Raw genomic sequence first — 26,326 nt, forward strand, 5'->3', positions numbered from 1 at the left:
ATCACTGCTCGTCCGTTGCTACAGAAACATCAAACACGCCAGCCGACCGCGCCGCATCCATCACTTCGATTAGGGTCTTGGTATTGGCCTGTTCGTCGGCTTGAATCACCACCGAACCTTGCGGGTTCTCCGCATACAGACGTTCGATGTTAGCTTGCACGGCACGAATATCGATTTGCCGTTTATTTATCCACACTTCATTATTCTCGCTGATCGCAACCAGAATGTTGGCACGGCTTTTCTGCACCGCAGTTGATGCATCAGGGCGGTTCACGTCAATACCAGCCTCTTTTACGAAAGAGGCGGTAACAATGAAGAAAATCAGCATGATAAAAACAACGTCGAGCATCGGCGTCATATCAATCTGGCTTTCTTCTTCTTCCACTAAGTTGGCAAAATGCTGTTTCATCGTTGGCGCTCCAATTAATGACGCTCAAGTAAAATTCGGTCTTCTAACTTCATCTTTTCACGGCGCGTGGTGCGCTGTAGCCAGGTCGCCGCAAACACGCCGGACAACGCGCCCACCATGCCGGCCATTGTCGGGATGGTGGCTTTTGATACCCCCGATGCCATCGACCGCGCACTACCGGTGCCGGTGATCGCCATCACGTCGAATACTTCGATCATGCCGGTAACGGTTCCCATCAGTCCCAGTAACGGACACAGTGCAACCAAGGCTTTAATGACCGGCAAATTTCCGCCTAGCCCCAAGGCGACTCTGGAAATCATCGCCTGCCGAATCTGTTCGGCATTCCAGGACGATTTATCTTCTCGCTGCTGCCAACGCGTCAGAGCCTCTTTTACCCGAGCCCGATGACCGCGAAGGAAGTAGAAAATGCGTTCCAGAATCATCAACCACATGGTGAAGATGAGGATTCCGATGACCAGCAGGACTTGCCCGCCGGCCTCGATAAAGTCACGCAGTGCGTGACTGAATTCAATGAGGAATAACATGCCTTATGCTCCTCGCTCAGAACGCTCCGCAATAATGCCTGAAGCTTGCTCTTGCAGGATGTGGATCATGTTCTTGCTGCGCGTGTGAAGCATCGCGAACAACAAGGTCATTGGAATCGCAACCACCAGACCCAGCACCGTTGTGACCAACGCCTGTGAGATACCACCGGCCATCAGTTTCGGGTCGCCGGTACCAAACAAGGTAATGGCCTGGAAGGTGTTGATCATACCGGTAACGGTACCCAACAGACCCATCAGCGGTGCTACCACCGAGATGATCTTAATGAACGTCAGGTTACGAGTGATCTTAGGCACTTCACGCAAGATGCCCTCACTGAGTTTAAGCTCCAGCGTTTCGGTATCTGCTTGTGGGTATTTGTCTTTAATTAACATCACACGACCCAGTGGGTTATCCGCACTCGGCTGCTCTTTCTTCAACTGACGTTTTACTTTGTTGCCGATAAGCATCAGCGACACAAAACGCTCCAGCGCGAATAACAGACCGGCCACACCTAATGCCAAAATGATGTAACCGACCGTGCCACCTTGTTGCACGCGTTCTTTCAGACTCGGCGCCTGCACCAACAAGCCCAGGATCGAACCACCGGTTGGGTCCAGACCAAAGGTCACCACGCCCGAATCCGCCTCTTGCAAGGATTCCGCTGACTGCAGGTAACGCCCTGCCGGCTGACGGACTAATTCGGCGATATTACCGGTGGTGCTGTTGTATTCGAGGTATTTGCCGTCTGCGACAAGGTTAAAGGTACCCACACGAACCACGTCTTGTGTTTCCTTTTCACCGTCCGCTTCGGTAACCATAGCTTCAAATTCGGCGATTTTGCCGGACTCGGTCATTTCTTGTTGCAGCGCAAACCAAACGGTTTCGATTTCTTCGATGGTTGGGAGCTTCGACGAACTGCCGATCTTCTCCGCCAATTCGGTCAACTGCTCTGCACGGCCAGGGAACTGTGCGGATACCACAGAGTTTTGGAATTTGCCCGACGCATCACTGGTCACTTGTTGTAAGACACCGAACAACTCTTTTAATGAGCCCATGCTCTGAGTCAGGTTTTCTTCTAAGTTTGCCAACTGGGTTTCGTTGCCTTCAAACTCGGTTTCCAGATCAGAAGCCAGCTGTTCCAATTGATTGCGTTGTGCAATGGCGTCTTCAAGGATCTGCTTTTGTTGGGCTTCCTGTTGGCGAAAACGGGCTTCACGTGCCTGGTTTTCTTCGCTTTGCGAAAACTGCCCTTGCTGCAACTGTTGCAACAACTGATCCAGGTTAATAGGTTCTTGCGGTGCCGGGGCTGCGCTGACCGATGCGGTCATTAAGGTAGCCGCCAAAGCCGCAGTTATCTTTTTCATCGAACGACGTAACATAGCGAGGCTCCTTTACTGACCTGATGTTTTATTGGCTAAAAGCGGTAACATCAGCAGATCCGGCGCTTTCTGTTTCCGCGCAATGCTGATGGCTTGGTCGATGGCAATAAGGTGACTGCTGTCGAGTGGCTTCCACTCGCGTTGTTGCTGGTCCCAGATGCCTAAGTGTTGGCCGTCGCGGGTCTTGTAAATCAGCGCTACACGACCGATACGCAGGAAGGTAACGTCCTGTTTTTCGCCGCCATTCACCGAGTGCTCAGCGGTGTAAGCTTCGATGTTGCGACCGTAATCGGTTTCAATTTGATAGGCTTCCATGACCCGACGGAATTTCTCGGATACCTCAACGTTGGCACGTTGCATCAGCTCTTTCAGTCCATTGATACGTTGTTCGCGTTCCTCGGCCAAAAATGGCACATCGAGCTCAACAAAGGTTTCCAGTGATTCGATCATGCGCATCATCAGCGGCGTAACCTGACGCTCAACAAAGCTCACCTGATCGATGGATTCGTTCAGGTCAGACATTTCCTGTTGTTGATTATCAACTTGCTGCTGTAACTGACGGGTATAGACTTGTAAACCGTCAATCTCTTTCATGATCTGTTTGTATTGCTGTAAACGCTCTTGCATTGATTCAGCAATATTATCAACGGTCAGCTGTGACTGACGCGCTGATTGGTTTATCTCCGCGGCATTCTCAACTACCGGCTCAAGACTCTGATCTTGTGCCTGCGCTGGTAGAGACAATGTGGCTGCGAGAGCTAACGCGGTACCTGTTGCTAACAACCTCATGATGTGGACCTTTTCGCTTGAATGAAGGTGATGTAAACCACCTGAAATTAGAGATGCGACAACTTTAGTGAATTTTCGTGACAACTTAATGACGGCTTTATGTCAGCTTTGTGACAACCCTTTTTATTGCGTTAGCTTTCGTAATGCTTTAGCTTACTCACTATAACGAGTGATCATAATAACCAGCGATTGTTACCCTTTTATGGCCAATAAAAGTATTTCTACCTCTCTTCTAACCCGCGTTCTGTCAGTGTATTTTTTGCTGACACTGATGGTGACAGCGATCCAGATTGGAGCGGAATACTTTGATACCAAGCGTGCCCTTATTTCCGAGTTACAGAACCAGCAAAGTACCTTCAGTGGTTCGTTAACACGTTCTTTATGGGAATTTAACAACCCCCAGATCGATACCATCGCCGATGGACTCATCAGCATTCCTGCCATCGCCGGCGTGCTGATCCGGGATGACAGCGGTAATATTGTCGTGCAACTGGGTGAAACGCTGTCGGTGGATGAACTGCCGGAACAGACGGTTGATGGCTATATGTTGCCGGAGCAAAACGGAATTTTTGGTTACTTTGACACGTTAATTTTTGAATTCTCCGGGCACTCTACCCGGGTCGGCGATGTAACGCTGTTTTCCACCCGCGATATCGCCATTGACCGGATCAAACTTAGCCTCGCGTTCATTATTGGTAACGCCATCATTAAAAGCACCTTTCTGCTGATTTTGTTCTCGCTGGCGTTCAGCCGGATGCTCAACCGCCCACTGAATGATCTGACCCGGCAGATTCGCTCGTTTCGGCTGGATAATTTGGAAGCCTCGCGCGTACGCCTGCACGACCAGCACAATAATGAACTGGTACTGATCGAACATGCCTATAACCAACTGATTGATAATATCGAGGAATATCAGGACGACCTGGAACGAACGCAGCATAAGCTGAAGCTCGCCAATCGACAGCTTGATGAACAGAATGCCATCCTCGAACAAGAAGTCGCGCGTAAAACATCTCGATTAAGTCAAGTAATGCTGGATCTCGAACAACGCAAAAACGAACTCGAGCTGCGTCAGGAAAAGCTAGAGCGAGAAATCAGCCAGCGCCGCACCATTGAAAAAACCCTGCGTGAATCCAATCAACGCCTGGAAGCCTCATTACAGCATCTGAAAGAAACGCAACAGCAGTTGGTCGAGTCGGAAAAAATGGCGTCTTTGGGTGGACTCGTTGCCGGCATCACCCATGACGTGAATACGCCAATCGGCATCAGTGTCACGGCAACGTCCTTTTTGCAGGAAAAACTGGACGAACTTGCTCACGCGCTGGAATCCAAACAGCTTACCCAGCCACAGTTGCAGAAATTTATCAGCGAAGGACGTGAAAGTCTTAACTTACTGGATAATAACCTGCAACGTGCGTCTGAATTGATCAGCAGTTTTAAACAAGTCGCTGTCGACCAGGCGTCTGATGCGATCCGCGATATCAACCTCAAGCGCTACATTGAAGACCTGATCCAATCACTACAGCCTCAACTTAAGAAAACCCAACACCAAATTCATGTAGAATGCCCGCAGGATCTTTACGTTCGCTGTCCAGCCGGCGCCATCTCGCAAATTTTCACCAACCTCATTATGAACTCGTTAGTGCATGGTTTTGAAGGCATTGAAGCGGGTAATATGTGGATTAGAGTGACACCGCAACATGACGGTCAGCAGGATAGACTGCATGTCCACTACAGTGACGACGGCCGCGGCCTTGATGAAAGCAAGTTGGCGCACTTATTTGATCCTTTCTTTACCACCAAGCGCGACCAGGGTGGCAGTGGTTTAGGCACGCACATTGTGCGAAACCTGGTAACGCAGACACTAAAAGGCGACATTGACGCCAGTAGCGAAGCCGGTAATGGGCTAACCTACGAGTTTTCGTTTCCGATTATTATTCTTAGCTAATCCAGCTCTTAGTCTATCAATAGAGAGAACCTATCTATGTGGTTTAGGAATTTACGTTTTTATCGTTTCAGCGATGAGTTTGCATTGCCTGACGACTTCGAGAATAAATTAGGCGAGCACTTATTTCGTCCCTGCGGGCGTCAGGAGCAGTCTACGTTTGGCTGGTTCTCACCGTTTGGCGCTGATCACGAAACACTGACTCATGTTCTCAACGATTGCCATTTACTCTGTGCACGACGCGAAGAGAAGGTTTTGCCGGCGGCCGTGATTAATGCCGAACTGGAAGAGAAAGTCCGGCAAATACAAGAGGCTGAGGGACGCCCTGTTAATCGAAAAGAAAAACAAAACCTCAAAGAGGATTTGATCCATCAACTGTTACCGCAAGCCTTTAGTCGTTATCGCTTGAGTTGGGGCTATATCGATTTGAAGCGTCAGTTAGTCATCATTAATGAATCGGCCGCAAATAAAGCCGAAGATTTTCTCGGCTTGTTGCGCTCTACGCTGGGTTCATTGCCGGTACAGCCGGTGAGTCCGGCAGAAGCCGCCGAACTGACCATGACTGACTGGCTAAAACGCAACGACCTACCCGCGGCCTTCGATTTTGGAGACGAAGCCGAGTTGCGGTCACCACAGCAGGATGGCGGTATCTTACGGTGTAAAAACGAAGACCTGACCCGTGACGATATCCAGGCTCATATCGAAGCCGGCAAACAAGTTACCCGTCTGGGCTTGGTGTGGCAGGAAAACATTGAGTTTATTTTGGAAACCGACTTTGCGTTGAAACGGGTAAAGGCCACAGACATTCTGATGGACGCCCAGGATGACCTAGTCGACCCAAGCCCTGAGGAAAAGCTCGACGCCGACTTCATGCTGGTGTCTGCGCAAATCGGTGAACTCTACGACGATCTCGTCAGAGCCTTTACCAGCGACGCTAACTAAGCGTTTCGAGCATGTCACGATAATCTTGTACGATAGCCTCTTCCTGCCAGAACCCGCTGGCAGGAATCACCTCACGCTGTTCGTATTCAGCCACCGTCATCGCGTTTACATCGGGTTCGGCATTGCCGGTCAGAAGGCTCGCCAAATGCACAATATCGCAATAGTTTATGACAATGGCATCATCCAGTAATTTTATTCTGCCGCAGCGGAAATAGTGAGGAACACGGATCAGATTTGGCGTGAACTCCCAGTGTTTAAGCACATCCACACCCAACCGCGCACCGAAACTCTTCATGGTCTCGTTAATCAACGATGGATTAGCAAAACTGTCGTCAAATTCGTCGGCAAGCTTTAGTATCGGGGCTAACCCAATACGCGACACCATACCGGCTAATAATGCGACATCCTGGTGTAACCGGTGTCCAATACCACGCTGTTGCAAATGTCGCGTGATAATCACCGATGCGGCAGCAATTTCCCGAGTCTGGCGAACGTAGTCCGCCGAGAACTCTTGCACAATGTCATTCTTTGGGCAAAATACCTGCTCTACCGCCATCGCCAGCGCCAGTGTGCGGATACGACGCAAACCGATCCGGGTCAGTGCCTGCATCAAACTTTCGGCTTTACTCCGGCCCCCCAAGTAGGCGCTGTTTGCTAACCGAATCAACCGTGCCGACAACGCCGGGTCATGCTGGATGATGCGCGCCAGATCTTGCAGGTTGCAGTTAGGGTTAAGCGTTGCATCACGAACTCGTTCAGCCGTTTCAGGCAATCCCGGCAGTTGCAATTCATCACGTTTTAAACGATCGTCAATGAGAGAGTAAAGCGCATTCGGCGCAGCCATTACCTTGTCCTTTATCTTATTTATGTCGCTTGCGCACACACGGAGTAAGCAGTATTTTATACATTCATATAACACTTACTATAACGAAAAAAGCTAAGCTATGTTAAAACAAATATTTACCTTAACGCCATTGTTTCTTGCGCTGGTTGCGTGCAGTGATCAAGAAGCCGCGACCACAGTAGCCAGCAACGATGCCGGCAACGCACAACAGACCGTCTCTTACCAATTGACTCCCAATGCAGAGCAGCGCTTTGACATTTATACCGATTATGAATTGACGACCGATCTCAGCCACCTGAGTGCTGACCAGAAACAGATGTTGTCGTTGCTTATCGACGCCGCAAAAATCATGGATGAATTGTTTTGGCGGCAGGCATTCCCACGGGATAAAAACGAATTTCTAGCGGCTCTGCCTGAGTCCGCAAAAGCGTTTGGTCAAATTAACTATGGTCCCTGGGATCGCTTAAACGGCAATGAGCCTTTTGTCCGCGAGTTTAGCGACAAACCTGCGGGTGCTAACTTTTATCCTGCCGATATGAGCAAACAAGAGTTTGAGGCGTTCGACAGTGAAAGCAAGCGTAGTCTTTATACGCTGATCCGGCGTGATGACAATGGCCAACTTACCACGGTTCCCTACTCAAGCGCCTATCAGCAACAACTCACAAAAGCATCTGAGTTGCTGCGTCAGGCCGCTGACTTGGCCGAAAGCCAGGCGTTTGCTAATTATCTGCGCCTGCGTGCCAATGCCTTTTTAAATGACGACTATCAACCGTCCGATTTGGCCTGGATGGATATGACCGATAACGATATTGATGTGGTCATTGGCCCGATTGAAAACTACGAAGATCAACTGTACGGCTACAAAACCGCATTTGAAGCCTATGTGCTCGTAAAAGATAAGGCCTGGAGTGAGCGTTTAGCGAAGTACGCGCAGTTTCTGCCGGTGTTGCAACAGGGCTTACCGGTTGCCGAAAAATATAAAGCAGAAATACCCGGCGCTAATGCACAGTTAAATGCCTATGACGCCATCTATTATGCCGGCCATTCCAATGCCGGCAGTAAAACCATCGCCATTAACCTGCCGAATGACGAAACGGTACAGTTGGAAAAAGGCACGCGCCGGCTGCAGTTAAAAAATGCGATGCAAGCAAAATTCGATAAGATCCTGGTGCCTATTGCCGAGGAGCTTATTGTCCCTGAACAACGCGACAATATTACCTTCGATGCGTTTTTTGCAAACACCATGTTCCACGAAGTCGCTCATGGGCTTGGCATAAAAAATACCATCAATGGCAAGGGTACCGTGCGTGCAGCGCTCAAAGAACATGCTTCGGCTTTGGAAGAAGGCAAAGCGGACATACTTGGGCTTTACATGATTACGCAACTGTTTGAACGCGGAGAAATCGAAACCGGTACTCTGGAAGACTACTACACCACCTTCATGGCCAGCATTTTCCGCTCGGTAAGATTTGGCGCCTCAAGCGCACACGGCAAAGCCAACATGATTCGCTTTAACTATTTTGCCAATCAGGGCGCTTTCACCCGTAACGCAGAAGGACAATACGCCATCAACATGGGCAAAATGCGCCAAGCCATGAATGATCTCTCAGAAAAAATTCTGACGCTGCAGGGTGATGGTGATTACGAGGGTGTGACAACATTAGTTGATAGCCTGGGTGTCATCAATAACCAATTACAGAATGACCTGGATCGCTTGAGCGACAAAGGTATTCCGGTTGATATTAATTTCATTCAGGGTAAACAGGTATTAGGACTCGAGTGAGACAAAAAAGGGAGCCTTTCGGCTCCCTGTTCTACGCTAGTTGTTCAACAAATCCAGAATAAACGCATACTCCTCGGCAATTTCTTCCAGCCTTGAGAAACGTCCCGAACTGCCACCATGGCCAGCTTCCATGTTGATACTGAAGACCAGCGGATTATCATCGGTTTTCAGATCACGCAGTTTCGCAACCCACTTGGCCGGTTCAAAGTACTGCACCTGTGAGTCATGTAAACCGGTTGTCACCATCAACGCCGGGTAGTCCTGTGCGGCTACGTTATCGTAAGGAGAATACGACAACATATAGTCGTAAAAGGCTTTTTCCTTCGGGTTACCCCATTCATCGAACTCGTTGGTGGTCAATGGAATCGATTCATCAAGCATGGTCGTTACCACATCCACGAACGGCACATGAGCCACCATACCGCGGTACAGATCCGGCGCCATATTGGCCACGGCCCCCATCAACAGTCCACCGGCGCTGCCTCCCATAGCAAACACCTTGTCCGGATGCGCATATCCTTCCTTGACCAAATGTTCGGTAACATCAATGAAGTCGGTAAAGCTGTTCTTCTTATTCAACAGCTTGCCCTGTTCATACCAGTCACGCCCCATTTCCTGACCACCGCGAATGTGGGCAATGGCGTAAACAAAGCCACGATCCACCAGGGATAAAACCGTGGAGCGAAAATAAGGATCGGAAGATGAGCCATACGAGCCATACGCGTATTGGTATAATGGCGTCGTACCGTCATGTTCGAAATCACTGCGCATCAGCAGCGACACTGGTATCTGAGTGCCGTCATCGGCGGTCGCCCACACACGCTTGGTGCGATAATCCGACGGGTCAAAGCCCCCCAACACTTCAGTTTGTTTAAGCACCTCTCGCTCGCCCGTTTTCATGTTGTAAGCGAACACGGTTGTCGGTGTCTTCAATGAGCTGTAGGAATAGCGCAACACGTCGGTATCTTGCTCGACGTTACGTTCAAAGTAGGTCACATAAGGTACTTCATCTGACTCGATGTAACGCTGTTGCGAGAAGTCCTGCCACGGCAACACGCGAATACGGCGCAAACCGTCGCTGCGTTCGTTAATGGCCAGGTAGTTATCGAACGCTTCAAAGCTCTCAATAAAGACCTCATCAGAGGTTTCGACCAGCGGCTGCCAATTGTCACGGCTGCCGATGGCATCATCAGCAACTTGCATTAGTTTAAAATTCGGCGCGTTCCAGTCGGTGCGGACAATCCAGCGTCCGTCAAAATGTTCAGCGCTGTATTGCACGCCGCGCTCTCGTGGCGCAAACACCTGCAATTCGGCGTCTGGAGTGGTCGCATCCAGAATGCGTAATTCGTCAGCAACGGTGCTGCTCATCTGCACCTTGATAAATGCATCATCCTTGCTGTTGCTTAGCCACATGTAGAACGATTCATCATTTTCTTCATAGACCAGCGTTGCTTGATCCGCTGGGGCATCGAGCTGATGCTTTAACACCCGCTTAGACAACAGCGTCTGAGGGTCGTTTTCAATGACAAACAAGGTGTTATTGTCGGCCGCCCAGGCAATACTCGACGATAACCCCGTCAGGCCTTGCGCCTTCATCTCGCCGGTCGTCAAGTCTTTAACCCACAGTTCGTATTGACGTCGCCCGGTTGTATCGACCATATACGCCAACAGGTTCTGATTGGGACTGATGGATAAATTGGCGGCATTGAAATAATCATGCTCAGCGGCCAATTCATTCACATCTAACAGCACTTGTTCTTCACCACCGGCTACCGGCTTACGCGCATGGATAGGATACTCACTACCCTCTTCGTAGCGCGTATAATACTGATAGTCACCCTTGGTGTAGGGGACTGAAGCATCATCCTGTTTGATACGACCAATAATTTCATCGGTCAAAGTTTCTGTCAGCGCCTGATAATCGGCACGGTAGGCGTCATAGTAGTCGTTTTCTGCTTCCAGATAAGCCAGTACTTGCGGATCTTTGCGCTCGTCATCACGAAGCCAGTAATAGGTATCGACGCGGTCGGCAACCGGCGACTCAACAATAAACTCTTTTTCTAAGGCATCGGGTGGAACCGGCAGTTCGGATTTATCCGCTGCCTGTGATGTGTTGTTAGTAGACTGTGCCGTTTGCTCACTACAGGCACTGACCGACAGCCCTAAAATCAGTGCAATGGTCAGCGTTAAGGTGGAACGTTTAATATCCATCAGGATCCTTCTCTTTGTTGCGATTTTGTTAAGTAATGTAACGACTTTTCAAAAAAATGAAAGCTCTGCTGCGATGACTGGAACTATTAGCGCGAGTAAGCATCCCATGATAGACTTTGCGCCGCGAAAGAGGACGATATGATGAAGCACGTTTTTGCCTGCCTTGATGGCTCAGCCTCAACTATTGCTGTCTGCGATTATGCCTGTTGGGCGGCTCAGCGGTTAAACACGCCGTTAACGTTATTTCACGTATTGGATGAACAGCGCTATCCAGCCCCCACCGATTTATCCGGACAACTTGGTTTTGGTAGTCAGGAAGCCTTACTCAATGAACTAACCGCTCTTGATGAAAAGCGCAATCGGTTGGCATTGCAGCATGGCCAAAACATGTTGGATGCCATACAACGCCGTGCCGAAGAAAATGGTCTGCAAGAAATTAGGCAACAACAGCGGCATGGCAGTCTGGTTCAGTCATTAACCGACGTCGAAGCAGACATCCGGCTGTTGGTCATCGGTCAAAAAGGTATCGACAGTAATGACAGTGTGCGCATGGGAAGTCAGCTGGAAACTGTAATCCGGGCAGTACGTCAGCCGATTCTGGTGACGCCAAAACAGTTTCGTTCACCACGCACTGTTATGTTGGCCTTTGACGGCAGCGACACGTCACGTAAAGGCGTAAAAATGTTGGCCGAAAGCCCCATTTTTAAAGGTATGCCAATACGGCTGGTAACGGTCGGTAATAACGACAACGATACCAAGGCCGCAATTGAGGCCGCCGCCAACCACTTACGCGAATACCGACACGACGTTGACTTTGATATTATTTCCGGAGCCATTGAACCGGCTTTGCATCAATATCAAAAGCAGCACAATATTGACTTGTTAGTGATGGGTGCCTACGGTCATTCACGTATGCGTCATTTGGTGTTAGGCAGCACCACGCGCAAAATGATTCAGGCATCCGACACCCCGCTATTACTTTTACGTTAAGGCTCACCATGGCTATCGATTGGCAAGATTTAGAACTCGACGACGCGTTAATTCACCCGTTATTGGAACTGGGGCTTAAAAAGCCGGCCAAAGTTCAGCAACAGACCATTCCGGTCGCACTCGACGGTCTGGATGTACTGCTCAGCTCCCCCACCGGCAGCGGCAAGACATTAGCGTTCCTGCTACCGGCATTGCAGCACCTGTTGGACTACCCGCGCCAATCACCGGGTCCGGCCAGAATTCTGGTGTTAACACCCACGCGCGAACTCGCCGAGCAGATCCATCAGCAAGCCAAAGCGTTCGAGGCCAGTACAGGGATGCGCTCGATTGTTGTTACCGGAGGCATCAATTACGGCAGCCAACTGAGCCAGTTGGAAAAATCCCACGAACTACTGATTGCCACGCCCGGCCGTTTATTGGATCTGCTACAAGCGGAACAATACGAACTGGAAAGCGTTGAATGGCTTATCATCGATGAAGCAGACCGGATGCTGGATATGGGCTTTACCAAGTCCGTCGAGGAAATTGCCCGACGTGCCCGTCACCGTCAGCAAAACATTCTTTCTTCTGCCACGCTTGCCAGCGGCGGCGTTGAGATCTTTGCTAAACGACTGCTGAATGAGCCAGAACGAATTGAAGTGCAGCCACCAAAACGCGAACGTGGTAAGATTCTGCAATACGTCTACTTGGCGGATACCGCCGAACACAAACAACAGTTATTACTGCGTACATTGTCCGAGTACGAAGGTCGTCAGATCGTGTTTGTCAAAACTCGGGAAAAAGTTGCCCAGCTTGCCGGACTTTTGCAAGCGCAACTAACGTATCCGGTACTGCATTTGCGCGGCGATCTGCCACAGGCCGAGCGCCAGCGTATTATAGAGCAGTTTAAACAGCACCCTAAGGCATTGCTGGTAGCAACAGACGTCGCCTCTCGGGGTCTGGATATCGAAGACGTTAGCGTGGTGGTAAACTTCGACTTGCCAAAACAGGCCGATACCTACGTACACCGTATTGGTCGCACCGCTCGAGCCGGCGCTAAAGGTGTCGCCGTCTCCCTGGTTGAAGCTCATGATGCACTGCTGCTAGGACGTATTGAGCGCTATACCGAGCAAAAACTGGAACGGCGTGTGTTTGATGACTTACGGCCCAAGTATAAGTTTCCTGCAACCGATAAGAAACGCAGCAAGAAGAAAAAAGCCGCGAAGAAAAACAAAAAACGCTAACTCAGTTAGCGTTTTTTTTTGTATTTCTGAACTAAAAAAACAATCGCGAAATAACCCAGTACACCCGCGCTGTCGGCCAGCCAATCATACACATCAGATCCGCGCCCCGGGATATAGCTCTGTGCCACTTCGATAAACAGACCGTACAAACCAAGCCACAAGAAGGATGCCCTCGCTGACAGGGCAAACGCCTGATGAAGGGTAAAGCTCAGTAGGAAAAACACCCCGAAATGGACGTATTTATCAATGTATGGAATACGACTGGCGCCGGTACTCGGAACCTGCCAAAAAAAGGCAATGGTGGCGCCAATCAACAGTAAAATAAAGGCTATCCGTGCCACGGTTTTTGAACGCTGTGAACGTAACAAACTTACTTCCTTTACTCAGGTTTATAGACCGAAACATTGGTATGACCAGACTCTTGCAACAGCAACGCCTGCATCTTACTCATCACGCCCTGCGAACAATACAACAGGTAATGCGTGCTGGCATCAAGTTTTACAAATTCTGACTGCAGTTTAAAAAACGGAATTTCCTTAACCTGCAGATCAACGGATAACGGCTGCTCATCAATTTCGTCCTGATTGCGGATGTCGATAATCACCCGTTCCGTGCCCTCTTCAACCGCACTCGGTTGCAGCTCTGTCTTCTCTGCTGCCTGCGCGGCGATATCGGCCATACTCAATACCTGTGCGTCATCGACAACACGCTTCAGTAAACTCATGTCCAGCTTAGCTTCTTCCGCATGCACATCATCGACAGGCGCCCGCACGGTCGGCTTAACAGAAATCACCCCGCAATACTCCGGGATCGATTTAGCCAATGGCTCGGTACCAATTTGCTTGGCAATATCGACGATCTCTTGCTTATCACGGGTAATCAGCGGCCGAAGTACCACCGCATCCGTTGCGGCATCAATAACCCGTAAGTTTGACAACGTCTGGCTCGACACCTGGCCGATCGCCTCTCCGGTCACCAATGCCTGCGCTTTTAGATAACGGGCTACCCGCTCTGCAGCTCTTAGCATTTGTCGCTTTAATACCACGCCCATAAGACCGTTATCGCAGTGGGTCAGAATATCCTCGACTACCGGCGCAAAATCAATACTCACAAATTTGATCGGGTGAGAAGAGCTATAGCGTTGCCAGAGGTAATGGCTGATTTGCCTTACTGCGACTTCGTGCGCGTCGCCGCCAAGATTAAAGAAACAAAAATGGGTACGAGCGCCGCGCCGGATAAATTCAAAGCTGGCAACACTGGAGTCGAAACCTCCGCTCATCAGGCTGACTACGGTTTCCTGCGTTGGAATTGGGAAACCGCCTAAGCCCTGCTGCCGTTTACCGACTAAGTGCACAATGTTATCGGTGATTTGAATCGGGATTTCAACGTCAGCATCCTTCAGCTGCACCCGACTGCCCTGGGTCTGTTTTAATAAATAACCTCCCAGGTATCTTTCCAGTTGCTGTGAGTTAAAGTCATGGTGGCCTTTGCGCTTTACCCGAACCGCAAAACTCTTACCATGCAACTGTTCAATCCAATGTGCACCGACCCAAGTGGCGATGCTGTCAAAATCACTGAGTTCGCGTTCCTCAACTTCGGCGAACCATGAAATCCCCGGAGTGCAAGCGAGTCCCTCTGAAATGGTGCGACGCACGTCGGTTGAGGATGCGCCAGCGTGTGCGGTGGCCGTCACTTCGATGCGATCCCAAAGCCACTTTACATAAACATCGGCATCGTCCCGGGCCAACACCTTGCGCAGATTATTCGTTAGAACCTTGCCGTGGCGTTTTCGCACCGTGCGGCTTTTAATGGTGATTTCTGCGTGTAAGCGTGCGACAAATTTCATAAACCAGACCCGTATTAACAAACAACAAAGCCGCCCCGCGCTTTGTTAAGCACATGGCGGCTTGAAAATATAGCGTTGCGTATTATACGGAATTTTATCGCTGTCGGCTATTCGACCACGTTAACGGGGTCTGACTCTTTCGCTTTGCCCTGCATAATGGCGATATCAACACGGCGGTTTTGCGCTCGGTTTTCGGCCGAGTTATTCGGTACGATCGGCTTGGTATCGGCGTACCCCATGGTCACCAGACGATCTTCCTCAAAGCCTTCGGTTTTCAGCATTTCTTCGGCAACAGCTACGGCTCGTTTTGCCGAGAGATCCCATTTCGAGGTATAGATCTCAGAAACCAGTTGCTGATTATCGGTGTGACCGGACACCGTGATTTCGCCCGGAATATCCTTCAGTGCCTCGGCAACGGCACGAATCACAGATTTAAATTGTGGTTGTAAAAATGCTGACCCTTCAGGGAACGAGCCACGTTCCCGAATACGAATAATAATTTGCTGGCCAAATTGCTCCATTTCCAACATACCGGCCTGCATTTCCTGCTGCAGTTGACGCTGAATGCGCTCCAACAACTCTTTGGTTTTTTCACTCGCGGCTTCAGAGTTACGCTCTGACTCTGCGCTTTTCTTATCGTCTTCACTTTCGGCTTGTTGACCGCCCCGCTCGGTTTGTTTACCACCGGCAAAGTCGGATTCTCCTTCCTGAAACTCCAGCATCTGCTGCGTCATTTCGACGGTTTGCTGCTGAATCGTTTCAATCGGTGTGGGTTCAGGTCGGCCGGGACGGAATTCCTGCGCAATGACGCTGGTACCTTTGGGGATATCTTTCACTTCAATTTTATTCTGTACACCCAGCGCGAACTTCATCGAGCCGGCAATCTGCTTGAACTTCAATACATCCATTTCGGAAAACGACAGCAATAACACGAAGAAACACATCAACAGTGTCATCAGATCGGCAAAGGTTGCCATCCACATCGGCAGTCCCGGTGGCGGGCATTTGCATTCTTCTTTGTCGTCTGCTGCCGCGGCCATAGTTACTCGTTTTCCTCGCTTTCACCCGCGCGTTTCGATTCTGCCAGGTAATTACGTAACATACCTTCGATAACCCGAGGGTTTTGGCCATCCTGAATGCCAAGAATGGCATCCAGAATCAATTGTTGATTGAGTTTTTCCTGTTCGGCACGCAGCAACAGTTTATTTTTTACCGGAATACAGATTACGTTCGCCATAAAGGCACCGTAGAGCGTGGTCAACAACGCAACCGCCATCGCCGGACCGATCGCCTTCGGGTCATCCATGTTGGATAACATCCCTACCAGACCGATCAAGGTACCGATCATGCCCATTGCCGGGGCGATATCACTTAACACGGTAAAGAAGCGCGCGCCCTCCTCATGGCGGGAGAAGCTCATCTGAATATCTTTTGACAGCGTCTGCCGCACCACTTCAGCATCGTGTCCATCCACCAGCATATCAATGCCCTTGCGGAAAAAGCGGTTGGGTATTTCGGCTTCTTCTAGCGCCAAGAAGCCGCCTTTGCGGGCGGAATCCGCCATTTCTACGGCCGTATCAATGAGTTCCTGAGGATGCTCGATTTTAAAAAAGAAGGCTTTTGCCATCACTTTGCCGGTGGCAAAAAACTGACCCAACGAAAAGTTGGCCAAAGTGACAAACAGTGAGCCACCCACCACGATCAAAATCGACTGCACGTTAATGAACAGGCCAATATCTCCGCTTAACACGATAGCTGCAATAACAAAGCCTATTGCACCGATAATTCCTATCAGCGTTGCGATATCCACTCAGCGTCCCCCAAAAAGTTCTTCGTTTTTACAGGCGTCTGCGGCCAGTTCCATTGCGTTCATTTTTAATCATCCCGGCGTCGCTGACAAGCGATTCCATTAAGTTCTCGCAGTAAGTTAGTCTATCATCGGCTGACATTGCTAAATCTTTATTAGATAATGGTCAGCAAACAACAGCCCAACGCACAACCTATGGCGGGAATACCATGACAGACAGTAGCAAACAGCCGTCCTTCGAACAGGCATTGCAACAACTCGAACAATTGGTTAACGAACTGGAGCAGGGTGACTTGCCGCTGGAAGAGTCGCTGAAGAAATTTGAACAGGCCATCGCACTTTCTCGTGCCAGCCAAGCGCAGTTGCAGCAGGCTGAGCACAAAGTCAAACTGTTGATCGAACAAAATGGCGAACAACAATTGCAGTCTCAAGAGGCGAATGAGTGAGTATTAAAGCCGTTACCGAAGCGGTGCGCTCACAAGTTGACGCCGCACTTGAGCAGCGTTTACGTGAGGCCAGTATCGACGCGTCTCTGGCAGACGCGATGCGCTATGGTGCCCTGCTCGGTGGCAAACGCATTCGCCCGTATTTAACCTTAACGATTGCCGACATTTGCAGTGCCGATAAAGCGGCTGCATTGGATGTGGCCTGTGCGGTTGAATGTATCCATGCGTATTCGTTAATCCACGACGATCTGCCGGCCATGGATGATGACGACCTGCGCCGCGGCAAACCGACTTGTCACATTGCCTTTGATGAGGCGACCGCAATTCTCGCCGGCGATGCCTTGCAAACGCTGGCTTTCGAATTACTCAGCGCTGCGCCGCTTGCGGCAGTACCGGCGCAACGCCAGCTTGAGATCATTCGTATATTGGCCGCCGCCAGCGGTGGCAACGGTATGTGCGGAGGGCAGGCGCTGGATTTGGCGGCTACTCATCAATCGTTATCGGAGTCCGCACTGGAGCGCGTCCACCGTCATAAAACCGGAGCGCTAATCCGTGCCAGTGCCGAGCTTGGGGTGCTTTGCGGCAAGGAACAAGCACAGCCCTACCGGTCGGCATTTGCGCAATTCGCCGATGCGCTCGGGCTGGCGTTTCAAATCCAGGATGACATCCTTGATGTCACGGCCAGCACCGAAACACTGGGGAAACCTCAAGGTTCCGACGAGCAAGCCGAAAAATCGACCTATGTTAAGTTGCTGGGGCTTGACGGAGCCCGGCAAAAACTGCTGTTATTGCACCAACAAGCACTACAGTCGCTAGCTGATATACCGTACAATACCCAGCAACTGGAACAATTCTCGACGGTCCTGCTGACGCGGGATCACTGATATAAAGAGCACTATGACAACACTTCTGGACCGTATCGAACTGCCATCGGATCTTCGTCGTATCCCTAAATCGCAACTGCAACAGGTTTGCAGTGAAGTTCGTCAATTCTTACTTAACTCAGTAAGCAAAAGCAGCGGTCACCTGGCCTCAGGCCTTGGCACCGTAGAACTCACGGTTGCTCTGCATTACGTTTACAATACACCGGAAGACAAGTTGGTGTGGGATGTTGGTCACCAGGCCTACCCTCATAAGATTCTGACCGGACGTAAACATCAATTACATACCATTCGCCAAAAAGACGGCTTACACCCATTTCCGTGGCGTGAAGAAAGCCCTTACGATGTGTTATCTGTCGGTCACTCCAGCACATCCATATCAGCCGCTTTGGGAATGGCCGTAGCCGCTGAACGCAGAGGCAGCCGCGAAAAAGTTGTGTCCATCATCGGTGACGGCGCGATAACCGCGGGGATGGCGTTTGAGGCAATGAATCACGCCGGTGACATTAAGCCAAATATGTTGGTGATTCTGAATGATAACGACATGTCGATTTCAGAAAACGTCGGTGCGCTCAACCGGCATTTTGCACGGCTTTTATCCGGTAAAGTCTATACCTCGCTGCGTGAGCAAGGGAAAAAACTGCTGAAGCCACTACCGCAGATCCACCACCTCGCCAGCCGTGCGGAAGAGCACATGAAAGGTATGATGGCTCCCGGCACCATTTTTGAGGAGCTTGGCTTTAATTACATCGGCCCGATTGACGGTCACAACGTCGACGAATTGGTGGAAACCCTGACCAATATGCGTGATCTCAGCGGTCCGCAATTGCTGCATATCGTGACGCAAAAAGGGAAAGGTTACCGTCCCGCCGAAAATGACCCGATCGGTTATCATGGCGTGCCAAAATTTGACCCGAAATCGACTCAACTACCGGTTAAACCTCCGGGTATACCATCCTACTCCGATATTTTCGGCCAATGGTTATGCGACCAAGCCAAACATGACCGTCAACTGATGGCCATCACGCCGGCCATGCGTGAAGGATCCGGTATGGTCGAGTTTTCAAAACGCTATCCGGAACAATACTTCGATGTTGCGATAGCCGAACAACACAGTGTGACCTATGCGGCAGGACTTGCGATAGCAGGCATGAAACCGGTTGTTGCCATTTACTCGACGTTTTTACAGCGTGGATACGATCAACTCATTCATGATGTCGCTTTGCAAAATCTGGATGTCCTCTTTGCGATTGACCGTGCCGGTATTGTCGGTGCTGACGGGCCAACGCATCAGGGCGCTTTTGACATCAGTTATCTGCGTTGCATTCCGAATATGGTGGTAATGACTCCAAGTGATGAGCAAGAATGCCGTGACATGTTGCAGACAGGCTATGAATACCGAGGCCCTGCCGCTGTCCGTTATCCTCGCGGTAGTGGTGTAGGCATTGAGTTGCGTGAGCAGGACCAGCCACTCGCTATTGGCAAAGCCAAACCAGTGCGCGAAGGGTCTACCGTGGCAATTCTAAACTTCGGTATTTTGTTACCTGAATGTATGGAAGTCGCCGAACAACTTGATGCGACGGTCATCGATATGCGTTTCGTCAAACCGTTGGACGTTGAAGCTGTGATTAATGCCGCTAAAACACACGATTTACTGGTCACGGTAGAAGAAAATGCCATTGCCGGCGGTGCCGGTAGTGCCGTGTTAGAAGCTCTGGCTGAACAGCAACTGGCCACAAATGTGTTAACCTTAGGCTTACCGGATCAGTTTATTAAGCACGGTTCGCAACAGGAAATACGCACTGAGCTCGGTCTGGATGCCAGCGGCATCATCGACCGTATCCGCACACGGTTAGCCGACTAAAGCCACATCAAAACCGCATGAATGACGACGCTGCTGGCGACGCCTGCCAGCACATCGTCCATCATGATGCCACTACCACCCGTCAACTGTTTGTCCACCCAGCCGATAGGCCAGGGTTTGACGATATCAAAAAAACGGAACAACACGAAGGCTGCCAGAACATAGGGCCATTCGAAGGGTAATGCGAACATGGCAATGGCGTAACCGACGATTTCATCCCAGACAATCGCCGGGTGGTCGTGCACACCCATTTTATCGGCCGTAAAACGGCAGATGTATATCCCACCAAGGGTGCCTAAAAGGATAAATAGCGCCAGCGCAGTTGTTCCCATCAGTGACAGCAGTGCCACCACCGGAATCGCTGCCAGCGTGCCAAAAGTGCCGGGCGCTTTGCGCGCTAGGCCGCTGCCAAAACCAAGCGCCAAAAAATTGATTGGATTAAAAAAGTTAACCCCTGGCCAACGCTTCAAGAAGTCGCTCCTGCATCATCAAGGAAGTGATTGAAACCCGGTTGCTCAAGCGTTAGCGGATAATCCTCTCCGTCCAGCTTAAAACTCACCGTCGCCTGCTGCGATTTTTTTATCCGGCCAATACAAACCGGTTTATTCTTTAAGTGCGCTGTTAGGGTTTCCAGCTTACCGCGGTGGTGCTCAGCGACCGTGAAACATAATTCGTAATCATCTCCGGCCGTGAGAGCCTTAGCATAAGCCTGCTGCTGGCTTAACGTTTCGGTCATTGCCAGCGACAACGGTAACTTATCCAGTTCGATTTCAGCGCCGACCTGAGAGCTCGTTAGAATGTGCCCTAAATCCGCAAGCAAGCCGTCAGAAACATCAATACAGGCATTAGCAACCCCTCTTAAGGACTGCCCAAGCGCTACCCTTGGTGACGGATAATGCAGACGTTCAATGAGCTTCTGTAAATGAGGACCGGCCTCAGGATAGCGCTGTTGAGTAATATCCAGCGCCAGCCCGGCATCACCCAAAGGACCGCTGACATACAACCAATCCCCCGGCATCGCCCCCTTACGAGTCAGTGCCTGACCCTCGGGAACCTGACCTTGTGCGGTGATGGTCACCGTTAACGGCCCGCGGGTGGTATCGCCGCCAATGAGGCTACAACCGTAATACTGACAAATCTCATGCAACCCGGCGCTAAATTCCTGCAACCACTGCTCATCAGCCTCGGGCAGGGTTAACGCCAAGCTGATCCAACAAGGCTCAGCCCCCATTGCAGCAAGGTCACTCAGATTAACGGCGACCGCTTTATGACCGATGGCTCGTGCTGGCGTGGTGTCATCAAAATGCACACCAGCGACCATGGTATCCGTGACGGTCACCAAGTCATGTTGCGGCTGCACGCGCGTGACGGCACCATCATCGCCTATGCCAATAAGCACGTCGTCGCGCGTACGCTGATGTTGCTGAAAGTAATATTCGATGAGGCTAAATTCGTTACGCATAGTGGGTATTGGTATGGCCAAAGCGCGCACCATACGATGCGCGCTTTGGCAAAAAAAGATTACTGGCGTACGGGTCGCAGCGAGTCGACGGCCTTATCCAATACGCCGTTGACGAAGCGATGACTGTCGTCGGCGCCAAACGACTTGGCCAATTCAATGGCTTCGTTAATAGCGACCTTGTAAGGCACATCGAGCCGTTCTTTCAATTCAAACGCGGCAATACGCAGTACCGCCAATTCAACAGGATCAAGATCCTTAATCGGGCGATCCAGGAAAGGTTCCAACGACTCATCCAGACTCCGGAAATAGCTGCCGACACCTCGTAGCAAATCCAGAAAGTAATCCACGTCGACTTTGCTGGTGTCCGTATCGGTCAGGTACTGAGCCTCAATTTCAGAAAACGAATTCTGAGACAGTTGCCAGGAATAAACGGCCTGTACGGCCAGTTTCCGTGCTTTTCTTCGTGCTGCAGGTTTCATCTCTTACTCCTTACAGCTGTTCAAGAACATTGACCATTTCTAACGCGCTAAGGGCTGCTTCAGAGCCTTTATTTCCCGCTTTAGAACCACTGCGCTCAATAGCTTGTTCAAGGTTTTCGGTGGTAATGACACCATTCGCAACCGGTAAACCGTATTCGGTCGCGACACGGCCTAGTCCGCTGTTACATTCGCCGGCGACAAAGTCAAAATGCGGTGTACCACCGCGGATAACAGCGCCTACAGCGATGATCGCGTCATAGCGGCCTGATGCTGCCAGTTTCTTCGCCGTTACCGGCATTTCATAAGCGCCTGGCACACGAACGACCGTGATGTCGCTCTCATTGACCTGGCCGTAATGCTTTAACGACTGTATCGCGCCATCCAGTAAGCTTTCGACAACAAAGTGATTAAAACGCGAAACGATGATGGCGAACTTTTTGCCCTGAGCGGCGATACCGCCTTCGATGACTTGCATAGATTTTCCCTTGTTCATTTTGGCGCGGATAATAGCATAATTTTAACGGTTTTGCGGGTTATTTGCGCGCCACAGTATAGGAGTAAAAACGTTCTTTTGTATCTCGGTTTTCACCGATAAAACGCGCCGGACTGTTCTCGAGCACGGCAATTGCAGGGCGGTTAGAGGCAGCCACCGGGAACAGCACCTGTTCCCACGGCCAGCTACTGCGCAACCACCCAGATAACACCTCAAACAGGTCATTATGCAGACTGGCATTCACAGCTGGTTCAGTCAGCCACCAGGTGACCTCGGCGTTAAAATTGCTGCTGTTAATAATACCAGAGCTACCGCGTTGTTCTGCCACCGGCACCAAATAAACCGCACCAACAATCATCTCGCGTTCGCGATCAATCACCAGGTAGGTGAAGGCCGTTTGATTTTGCCACTGTTTTAAATGCAACTGAACCATCGAATGATTCTGCTCCAACGTGCTTTTTTCTGACGGCCAGCTCCAGCCAAGGCGTTCGTAGAGAAACTTTTGCGAACCCATATAACTGTGAAACAGCCGTTCAGCATCCGCAGCTTCCAGTGGACGAATCTGAATGCGACTTGACTCAACGCGTTGTGGAGCCGACCAGCTTTGCCGCCAGAACTCCGCGCCGAACGCTGTGGTACAAACACACCAAAGCATGGCACAGCTGATGAGGTAGGCGGTCAGCCGCATCATTAACTGTACTCCGCCCGTTTGCCTTGAGCATGTGCAAAATAACTTTTGACCCGTTCCAATTCTTTTTCGATTTCACCCGTTATCATTATGGCTGGACCAATATCGATGGCCTTACGGGCAAAATCCATCGCCACCGGTATGATGGGTACATTGGCTTGCTTGGCCATATGCAGAAAGCCTTTTTTCCATTCTTTAACTTTCTTGCGAGTCCCCTCCGGGGTAATCACCAGAATCAATTCATTCTGTTGTTTAAACTCAGCAACCATCTTGCCAACCACGCCATTTGGTGCGCTGCGGTCAATGGGAATACCACCCAACTTGGTCATTAAACTTTTAATCGGGAAACGGAACAAACTGGCCTTGCCAAGGTAGTTCAGTTTTAATCCCAGTGCCAACATAACAAACACGCCTACCGGGAAATCCCAGTTAGACGTGTGCGGTGCAACCGGCAAAATGGCTTTTTTTACATCCGGCATTTGCCCATTGATTTTCCAGCCGCCGGATAAACGTAGGCCAACCCGGCCTACCCATCGCAAAAAGCGCCCGTCACGTGTCGGGAACTCGCCCTTCACGTGCTCAGGTAAGGTATTGCTATCATTCATAAATTTGCCTGAAACACCTGTTTTAGTTCACGTAGTTTATCTTTAATGCGCTCTATATTATCCGGCCCCATACGCAGTAATTGTTTCTGTGCCGGCGGCAACGCTTCGTACGCCGGATTAGCGTAGGTGTACATAACCTCATCGTCTTCAACTTCGACTAAGGTTTCTGGCACCGGTGTCGCCAGCAACACATCCATCGCCTCATACAAGGCATCACTCACTGCCGCATCGGGATAACCAATTTCGGCAAATGCGTCCTGTAGCAGCGGTTCAAATAAATCAAAGTTCTCTGCCAACGCTTGATTATCCATACTGATAAACCAATCCACTAAAGCGTCGTAACGCTGATAGCTGCGTTCATCAATATAGAGTTTTCCGTCGATTTCCATCACGCTAAAACGTCCGTCGGGGCGCTGTACAATAGTACGGTCGCGCACCAAGGTGCCATTGCGTAAGTTATCGATGATAACCACCGCATCACGCACCAACTGCGAACTTTTAAGCGGCTGAATCACAATTCCACTAGAGTCCAACGTCTGTAATACCGTTGGCGTACTCTGATCAAGAGGTGGTAACTCCGGTTCTGGCTCTGGTTCTGGCTCCGGTGCAGCCTCAGCCACCGTTTCAGGCTCCGGTGCAGGGCTTGGTTCCTCGGGCTCTTGCTCAGGTTCTGGTTCCGCTTCTGGCTCGACGGTTTGCGTCACCGGCTGTTGTTGCTGTGGTGCTGGTTCGGGGGTCATTTCCGTCGGCTTGTCCGCCGTTAGCCACCATACCACCGCGGCAATTACCGCGATGACGATAATAGCGACAGCTGTCCAAGTTACCGCTTTTCCCGCCCCACTTGGTTCTTCGTGTTGTTCTGTTTGATTGTCCGTCATAGTCCTATCCGCCATGCAGTGAGTTTCGGCAAGTTATCCGTATCAACCACGCGCAGCTTCAGAACGTTTAAACACCAATTTGTCTTCGCTCGATTCTGCTGCGTTAAATTGATAGCCAGCAACATCAAAATCCTTTAAATCAGACACAGACTTGGGCGTTTGGTTCACCATAAAGCGAGCCATTAACCCGCGCGCTTTCTTGGCGTAAAAACTGATCACTTTATACTGACCGTTCTTTTCATCTTTAAATACCGGCGTAATGACACGAGCCTTAAGCGCTTTCGTGTTCACGGCCGAAAAATACTCATTTGATGCCAAATTCACCAATACATCGGTGCCTTGTTGTGCCAGATCCTGGTTCAATAACTCGGTAATGGTATCACCCCAAAACTCATACAAGTTTTTACCACGAGGGTTGTTCAGCTTAGTGCCCATCTCCAACCGGTACGGCTGCATCAGGTCAAGCGGACGCAACAAACCGTATAAGCCGGACAAAATACGCAATTGATGTTGTGAGGAGTTTAGCGCCCCGGCGTCTAACTGGTAGGCGTCTAATCCGGCATAGACATCCCCATTAAACGCAAAGATTGCCGGACGCGCATTGTGCTCACTGAAAGGTCGAGACCATTCGGCAAAGCGGGCAGCATTGAGGCCTGCCAGCTTATCGCTGATTTTCATCAACGACCCCAATTGCTGTGGGCTCAGCTCACGGCAAACGTCAACCAGCTCTGCGGCATCATCCAGTAAGCGCGGCTGAGTGGCCTCAACGCTCGGGTAATCACTTTCATAATCCAAGTTTTTCGCCGGAGATAAAACAGCAAGCATGATGCGCTCCTCAACAAGTCAATCGCGTAATTTAATGGTTTTAAGGCAACGGATCCTGATCCGCGCCCTCTTTCTCTACTTCGGTCGGCATCAAATCTTCGCGGCTCACGCCAAAGGTAATGGCTACCGAACTAGCAATGAAAATCGATGAGTAGGTACCAATCACCACACCGAATAACAACGCCGTAGAGAAACCGTGGATTAACGGACCACCCAAAAAGAACAGCGTCAGTAATACCAGAATGGTGGTTAGTGACGTTACTAATGTTCGACTTAGCGTGTCCGTTAATGCCCGGTTGACCGTTTGCATCGGCGTTAGCTTCGCGAATTTACGGAACGTTTCACGAATACGGTCACTCACGACCACGGTATCGTTTATCGAGTAACCGATGACCGCCAGTAACGCCGCCAATACCGTCAGATCAAACTCGAGACCGAGGATTGAAAACAGCCCCAGGGTCAAAATAACGTCGTGCGCCAGAGCTGCAACAGCCCCCACCGCAAGCCGCCACTCAAAGCGCAGAGCAATGTATATGAGAATGCAGATCAGTGCGGTCAGCATCGCCAGACCGCCCTGTTCGATAAATTCATCACCAACATTAGGGCCAACAAATTCAATCCGACGCATTTCAATGCTTTGATCGATATTCGACCGCAGCGCCTCAATGATTGAGCTGCCCAACTGCTCGGCTTTAACGTCAGTACGCGGCTCAAGACGGATCAAAAGATCCTGTTGCGTCCCGTAGTTCTGTACGATCGCATCGCCATAACCGTTGTCGTCCAGCACGTCGCGAACCTGTTGCAGGTTCGCGGGTTGCTGGAAGCCAACTTCAATCAAGGTGCCGCCGGTAAAGTCTAAACCAAAGTTCAGTTTGTTAACCGACAATGAGACGATCGACGCGACTAACAGCAAACCACTGATAATGGCGAAGACGCCGCGAAACCGCATAAACGGAATTCGTTCATCTGTACTAATTATTTCTCGCATAAC

At 50.4% G+C, this 26,326-nt stretch carries 27 protein-coding genes; 8 read left to right on the plus strand and 19 right to left on the minus strand.

Annotation, left to right across the window (positions count from 1 at the left end; translation table 11 throughout):
• Nucleotide 1: 1 nt before the first annotated feature.
• The 4 genes from C5610_RS11000 to C5610_RS11015 are packed head-to-tail and all read right to left on the minus strand — an operon-like array spanning nucleotide 2 to nucleotide 3,123.
• Complete coding sequence (locus tag C5610_RS11000) at nucleotides 2–409, minus strand: ExbD/TolR family protein (protein ID WP_105307188.1); 408 nt, start codon at nucleotides 407–409, stop codon at nucleotides 2–4.
• Between the two features lie 14 nt (nucleotides 410–423).
• Nucleotides 424–954: a MotA/TolQ/ExbB proton channel family protein gene (locus C5610_RS11005; RefSeq protein ID WP_105307189.1), complete on the minus strand. Its 531-nt coding sequence runs from the start codon at nucleotides 952–954 to the stop codon at nucleotides 424–426.
• 3 nt (nucleotides 955–957) lie between these two features.
• Nucleotides 958–2,334 carry a MotA/TolQ/ExbB proton channel family protein gene (locus tag C5610_RS11010; RefSeq protein ID WP_105307190.1) on the minus strand — a complete coding sequence of 459 codons (1,377 nt, stop codon included), beginning with the start codon at nucleotides 2,332–2,334 and terminating at the stop codon, nucleotides 958–960.
• 12 nt (nucleotides 2,335–2,346) lie between these two features.
• On the minus strand, nucleotides 2,347–3,123 hold the full coding sequence (locus tag C5610_RS11015; protein WP_105307191.1) for a DUF3450 domain-containing protein: 777 nt from the start codon (nucleotides 3,121–3,123) through the stop codon (nucleotides 2,347–2,349).
• A gap of 202 nt (nucleotides 3,124–3,325) precedes the next feature.
• Here C5610_RS11015 and C5610_RS11020 point away from each other — a divergent pair, with 202 nt between their 5' ends.
• Entirely contained in the window at nucleotides 3,326–5,071 is a 1,746-nt protein-coding gene (locus C5610_RS11020) for an ATP-binding protein (protein WP_105307192.1), read from the plus strand.
• A 36-nt stretch (nucleotides 5,072–5,107) separates the two neighbouring features.
• Complete coding sequence (gene rdgC / locus C5610_RS11025) at nucleotides 5,108–6,010, plus strand: recombination-associated protein RdgC (RefSeq protein ID WP_105307193.1); 903 nt, start codon at nucleotides 5,108–5,110, stop codon at nucleotides 6,008–6,010.
• Here rdgC and C5610_RS11030 read toward each other — a convergent pair.
• Nucleotides 6,003–6,854 (minus strand): HDOD domain-containing protein, encoded by an 852-nt coding sequence (locus C5610_RS11030; protein ID WP_105307194.1) that lies wholly within the window; start codon nucleotides 6,852–6,854, stop codon nucleotides 6,003–6,005. The genes rdgC and C5610_RS11030 overlap by 8 nt on opposite strands.
• A gap of 100 nt (nucleotides 6,855–6,954) precedes the next feature.
• Here C5610_RS11030 and C5610_RS11035 point away from each other — a divergent pair, with 100 nt between their 5' ends.
• Nucleotides 6,955–8,637: a dipeptidyl-peptidase 3 family protein gene (locus C5610_RS11035; protein ID WP_105307195.1), complete on the plus strand. Its 1,683-nt coding sequence runs from the start codon at nucleotides 6,955–6,957 to the stop codon at nucleotides 8,635–8,637.
• A gap of 36 nt (nucleotides 8,638–8,673) precedes the next feature.
• Here the strand turns inward: C5610_RS11035 and C5610_RS11040 are convergent, their stop codons facing one another.
• Nucleotides 8,674–10,848 (minus strand): S9 family peptidase, encoded by a 2,175-nt coding sequence (locus C5610_RS11040; protein ID WP_105307196.1) that lies wholly within the window; start codon nucleotides 10,846–10,848, stop codon nucleotides 8,674–8,676.
• 138 nt (nucleotides 10,849–10,986) lie between these two features.
• Between C5610_RS11040 and C5610_RS11045 the strand changes: the two genes are divergently transcribed.
• A complete protein-coding gene (locus C5610_RS11045) occupies nucleotides 10,987–11,838 on the plus strand; it encodes a universal stress protein (protein ID WP_241970620.1) in 852 nt (283 codons plus the stop codon).
• An 8-nt stretch (nucleotides 11,839–11,846) separates the two neighbouring features.
• The gene (srmB, locus tag C5610_RS11050) at nucleotides 11,847–13,061 is read left to right on the plus strand and encodes an ATP-dependent RNA helicase SrmB (RefSeq protein WP_105307197.1); all 1,215 of its coding nucleotides are present in this window, start codon (nucleotides 11,847–11,849) and stop codon (nucleotides 13,059–13,061) included.
• A gap of 5 nt (nucleotides 13,062–13,066) precedes the next feature.
• On the opposite strand, the gene C5610_RS11055 is transcribed toward srmB, so the two are convergent.
• The 4 genes from C5610_RS11055 to pomA form a co-directional block, all read right to left on the minus strand.
• The gene (locus C5610_RS11055) at nucleotides 13,067–13,429 is read right to left on the minus strand and encodes a VanZ family protein (protein WP_262339867.1); all 363 of its coding nucleotides are present in this window, start codon (nucleotides 13,427–13,429) and stop codon (nucleotides 13,067–13,069) included.
• A gap of 11 nt (nucleotides 13,430–13,440) precedes the next feature.
• The gene (gene thiI / locus C5610_RS11060) at nucleotides 13,441–14,907 is read right to left on the minus strand and encodes a tRNA uracil 4-sulfurtransferase ThiI (protein WP_105307804.1); all 1,467 of its coding nucleotides are present in this window, start codon (nucleotides 14,905–14,907) and stop codon (nucleotides 13,441–13,443) included.
• A 107-nt stretch (nucleotides 14,908–15,014) separates the two neighbouring features.
• Nucleotides 15,015–15,947, minus strand: coding sequence for a flagellar motor protein MotB (locus C5610_RS11065; protein WP_105307198.1), 933 nt, complete (start codon nucleotides 15,945–15,947; stop codon nucleotides 15,015–15,017).
• A 2-nt stretch (nucleotides 15,948–15,949) separates the two neighbouring features.
• A complete protein-coding gene (pomA, locus tag C5610_RS11070) occupies nucleotides 15,950–16,717 on the minus strand; it encodes a flagellar motor protein PomA (RefSeq protein ID WP_105307199.1) in 768 nt (255 codons plus the stop codon).
• 206 nt (nucleotides 16,718–16,923) lie between these two features.
• Between pomA and C5610_RS11075 the strand changes: the two genes are divergently transcribed.
• The 3 genes from C5610_RS11075 to dxs are packed head-to-tail and all read left to right on the plus strand — an operon-like array spanning nucleotide 16,924 to nucleotide 19,905.
• On the plus strand, nucleotides 16,924–17,160 hold the full coding sequence (locus tag C5610_RS11075) for an exodeoxyribonuclease VII small subunit (protein WP_105307200.1): 237 nt from the start codon (nucleotides 16,924–16,926) through the stop codon (nucleotides 17,158–17,160).
• On the plus strand, nucleotides 17,157–18,044 hold the full coding sequence (ispA, locus tag C5610_RS11080; protein WP_105307201.1) for a (2E,6E)-farnesyl diphosphate synthase: 888 nt from the start codon (nucleotides 17,157–17,159) through the stop codon (nucleotides 18,042–18,044). The genes C5610_RS11075 and ispA overlap by 4 nt, the downstream gene beginning before the upstream one ends.
• 13 nt (nucleotides 18,045–18,057) lie before the next feature.
• On the plus strand, nucleotides 18,058–19,905 hold the full coding sequence (gene dxs / locus C5610_RS11085; protein ID WP_105307202.1) for a 1-deoxy-D-xylulose-5-phosphate synthase: 1,848 nt from the start codon (nucleotides 18,058–18,060) through the stop codon (nucleotides 19,903–19,905).
• Here the strand turns inward: dxs and C5610_RS11090 are convergent.
• Genes C5610_RS11090 through secF form a run of 9 tightly spaced genes read right to left on the minus strand, consistent with a single transcriptional unit; the run spans nucleotide 19,902 to nucleotide 26,323 of the window.
• Nucleotides 19,902–20,375 carry a phosphatidylglycerophosphatase A gene (locus C5610_RS11090; RefSeq protein WP_105307203.1) on the minus strand — a complete coding sequence of 158 codons (474 nt, stop codon included), beginning with the start codon at nucleotides 20,373–20,375 and terminating at the stop codon, nucleotides 19,902–19,904. The two genes, dxs and C5610_RS11090, sit on opposite strands and share 4 nt — an antisense overlap.
• Nucleotides 20,372–21,367: a thiamine-phosphate kinase gene (gene thiL, locus C5610_RS11095; protein WP_105307204.1), complete on the minus strand. Its 996-nt coding sequence runs from the start codon at nucleotides 21,365–21,367 to the stop codon at nucleotides 20,372–20,374. The genes C5610_RS11090 and thiL overlap by 4 nt, the downstream gene beginning before the upstream one ends.
• Before the next feature lie 59 nt (nucleotides 21,368–21,426).
• Nucleotides 21,427–21,846 carry a transcription antitermination factor NusB gene (gene nusB / locus C5610_RS11100; RefSeq protein ID WP_105307205.1) on the minus strand — a complete coding sequence of 140 codons (420 nt, stop codon included), beginning with the start codon at nucleotides 21,844–21,846 and terminating at the stop codon, nucleotides 21,427–21,429.
• 10 nt (nucleotides 21,847–21,856) lie between these two features.
• Nucleotides 21,857–22,321, minus strand: a complete 465-nt coding sequence (gene ribE / locus C5610_RS11105) for a 6,7-dimethyl-8-ribityllumazine synthase (RefSeq protein ID WP_105307206.1) — start codon at nucleotides 22,319–22,321, stop codon at nucleotides 21,857–21,859.
• Nucleotides 22,322–22,379: 58 nt separating this feature from the next.
• The gene (locus tag C5610_RS11110; RefSeq protein WP_105307207.1) at nucleotides 22,380–23,030 is read right to left on the minus strand and encodes a GNAT family N-acetyltransferase; all 651 of its coding nucleotides are present in this window, start codon (nucleotides 23,028–23,030) and stop codon (nucleotides 22,380–22,382) included.
• A complete protein-coding gene (locus C5610_RS11115) occupies nucleotides 23,030–23,632 on the minus strand; it encodes a lysophospholipid acyltransferase family protein (RefSeq protein WP_105307208.1) in 603 nt (200 codons plus the stop codon). Before C5610_RS11115 ends, C5610_RS11110 begins: the two co-directional genes overlap by 1 nt.
• Complete coding sequence (locus C5610_RS11120) at nucleotides 23,629–24,510, minus strand: DUF3014 domain-containing protein (RefSeq protein ID WP_105307209.1); 882 nt, start codon at nucleotides 24,508–24,510, stop codon at nucleotides 23,629–23,631. The genes C5610_RS11115 and C5610_RS11120 overlap by 4 nt, the downstream gene beginning before the upstream one ends.
• A gap of 42 nt (nucleotides 24,511–24,552) precedes the next feature.
• Entirely contained in the window at nucleotides 24,553–25,335 is a 783-nt protein-coding gene (yaaA, locus tag C5610_RS11125; RefSeq protein ID WP_105307210.1) for a peroxide stress protein YaaA, read from the minus strand.
• A gap of 40 nt (nucleotides 25,336–25,375) precedes the next feature.
• Nucleotides 25,376–26,323, minus strand: coding sequence for a protein translocase subunit SecF (gene secF / locus C5610_RS11130; protein WP_105307211.1), 948 nt, complete (start codon nucleotides 26,321–26,323; stop codon nucleotides 25,376–25,378).
• Nucleotides 26,324–26,326 lie beyond the last annotated feature (3 nt).

Origin of the sequence: Idiomarina sp. OT37-5b, assembly GCF_002968395.1 — a bacterium.
In the GTDB taxonomy this organism is placed as follows: domain Bacteria; phylum Pseudomonadota; class Gammaproteobacteria; order Enterobacterales; family Alteromonadaceae; genus Idiomarina; species Idiomarina aquatica.

What these genes read in the sequence shown, in the direction of transcription:
- C5610_RS11065 (WP_105307198.1), bottom strand. Translation starts at nt 15,947, where the DNA reads ATGGCCGCGGCAGCAGACGACAAAGAAGAATGCAAATGCCCGCCACCG.
- C5610_RS11040 (WP_105307196.1), bottom strand. Translation starts at nt 10,848, where the DNA reads ATGGATATTAAACGTTCCACCTTAACGCTGACCATTGCACTGATTTTA.
- nusB (WP_105307205.1), bottom strand. Translation starts at nt 21,846, where the DNA reads ATGAAACCTGCAGCACGAAGAAAAGCACGGAAACTGGCCGTACAGGCC.
- thiI (WP_105307804.1), bottom strand. Translation starts at nt 14,907, where the DNA reads ATGAAATTTGTCGCACGCTTACACGCAGAAATCACCATTAAAAGCCGC.
- C5610_RS11015 (WP_105307191.1), bottom strand. Translation starts at nt 3,123, where the DNA reads ATGAGGTTGTTAGCAACAGGTACCGCGTTAGCTCTCGCAGCCACATTG.
- dxs (WP_105307202.1), top strand. Translation starts at nt 18,058, where the DNA reads ATGACAACACTTCTGGACCGTATCGAACTGCCATCGGATCTTCGTCGT.
- C5610_RS11020 (WP_105307192.1), top strand. Translation starts at nt 3,326, where the DNA reads ATGGCCAATAAAAGTATTTCTACCTCTCTTCTAACCCGCGTTCTGTCA.
- C5610_RS11110 (WP_105307207.1), bottom strand. Translation starts at nt 23,030, where the DNA reads ATGATGCGGCTGACCGCCTACCTCATCAGCTGTGCCATGCTTTGGTGT.
- srmB (WP_105307197.1), top strand. Translation starts at nt 11,847, where the DNA reads ATGGCTATCGATTGGCAAGATTTAGAACTCGACGACGCGTTAATTCAC.
- secF (WP_105307211.1), bottom strand. Translation starts at nt 26,323, where the DNA reads ATGCGAGAAATAATTAGTACAGATGAACGAATTCCGTTTATGCGGTTT.
- yaaA (WP_105307210.1), bottom strand. Translation starts at nt 25,335, where the DNA reads ATGCTTGCTGTTTTATCTCCGGCGAAAAACTTGGATTATGAAAGTGAT.
- C5610_RS11045 (WP_241970620.1), top strand. Translation starts at nt 10,987, where the DNA reads ATGATGAAGCACGTTTTTGCCTGCCTTGATGGCTCAGCCTCAACTATT.
- C5610_RS11000 (WP_105307188.1), bottom strand. Translation starts at nt 409, where the DNA reads ATGAAACAGCATTTTGCCAACTTAGTGGAAGAAGAAGAAAGCCAGATT.
- C5610_RS11115 (WP_105307208.1), bottom strand. Translation starts at nt 23,632, where the DNA reads ATGAATGATAGCAATACCTTACCTGAGCACGTGAAGGGCGAGTTCCCG.
- C5610_RS11030 (WP_105307194.1), bottom strand. Translation starts at nt 6,854, where the DNA reads ATGGCTGCGCCGAATGCGCTTTACTCTCTCATTGACGATCGTTTAAAA.
- rdgC (WP_105307193.1), top strand. Translation starts at nt 5,108, where the DNA reads ATGTGGTTTAGGAATTTACGTTTTTATCGTTTCAGCGATGAGTTTGCA.
- C5610_RS11075 (WP_105307200.1), top strand. Translation starts at nt 16,924, where the DNA reads ATGACAGACAGTAGCAAACAGCCGTCCTTCGAACAGGCATTGCAACAA.
- C5610_RS11010 (WP_105307190.1), bottom strand. Translation starts at nt 2,334, where the DNA reads ATGTTACGTCGTTCGATGAAAAAGATAACTGCGGCTTTGGCGGCTACC.
- ribE (WP_105307206.1), bottom strand. Translation starts at nt 22,321, where the DNA reads ATGCAAGTCATCGAAGGCGGTATCGCCGCTCAGGGCAAAAAGTTCGCC.
- C5610_RS11035 (WP_105307195.1), top strand. Translation starts at nt 6,955, where the DNA reads ATGTTAAAACAAATATTTACCTTAACGCCATTGTTTCTTGCGCTGGTT.
- C5610_RS11005 (WP_105307189.1), bottom strand. Translation starts at nt 954, where the DNA reads ATGTTATTCCTCATTGAATTCAGTCACGCACTGCGTGACTTTATCGAG.
- thiL (WP_105307204.1), bottom strand. Translation starts at nt 21,367, where the DNA reads ATGCGTAACGAATTTAGCCTCATCGAATATTACTTTCAGCAACATCAG.
- C5610_RS11120 (WP_105307209.1), bottom strand. Translation starts at nt 24,510, where the DNA reads ATGACGGACAATCAAACAGAACAACACGAAGAACCAAGTGGGGCGGGA.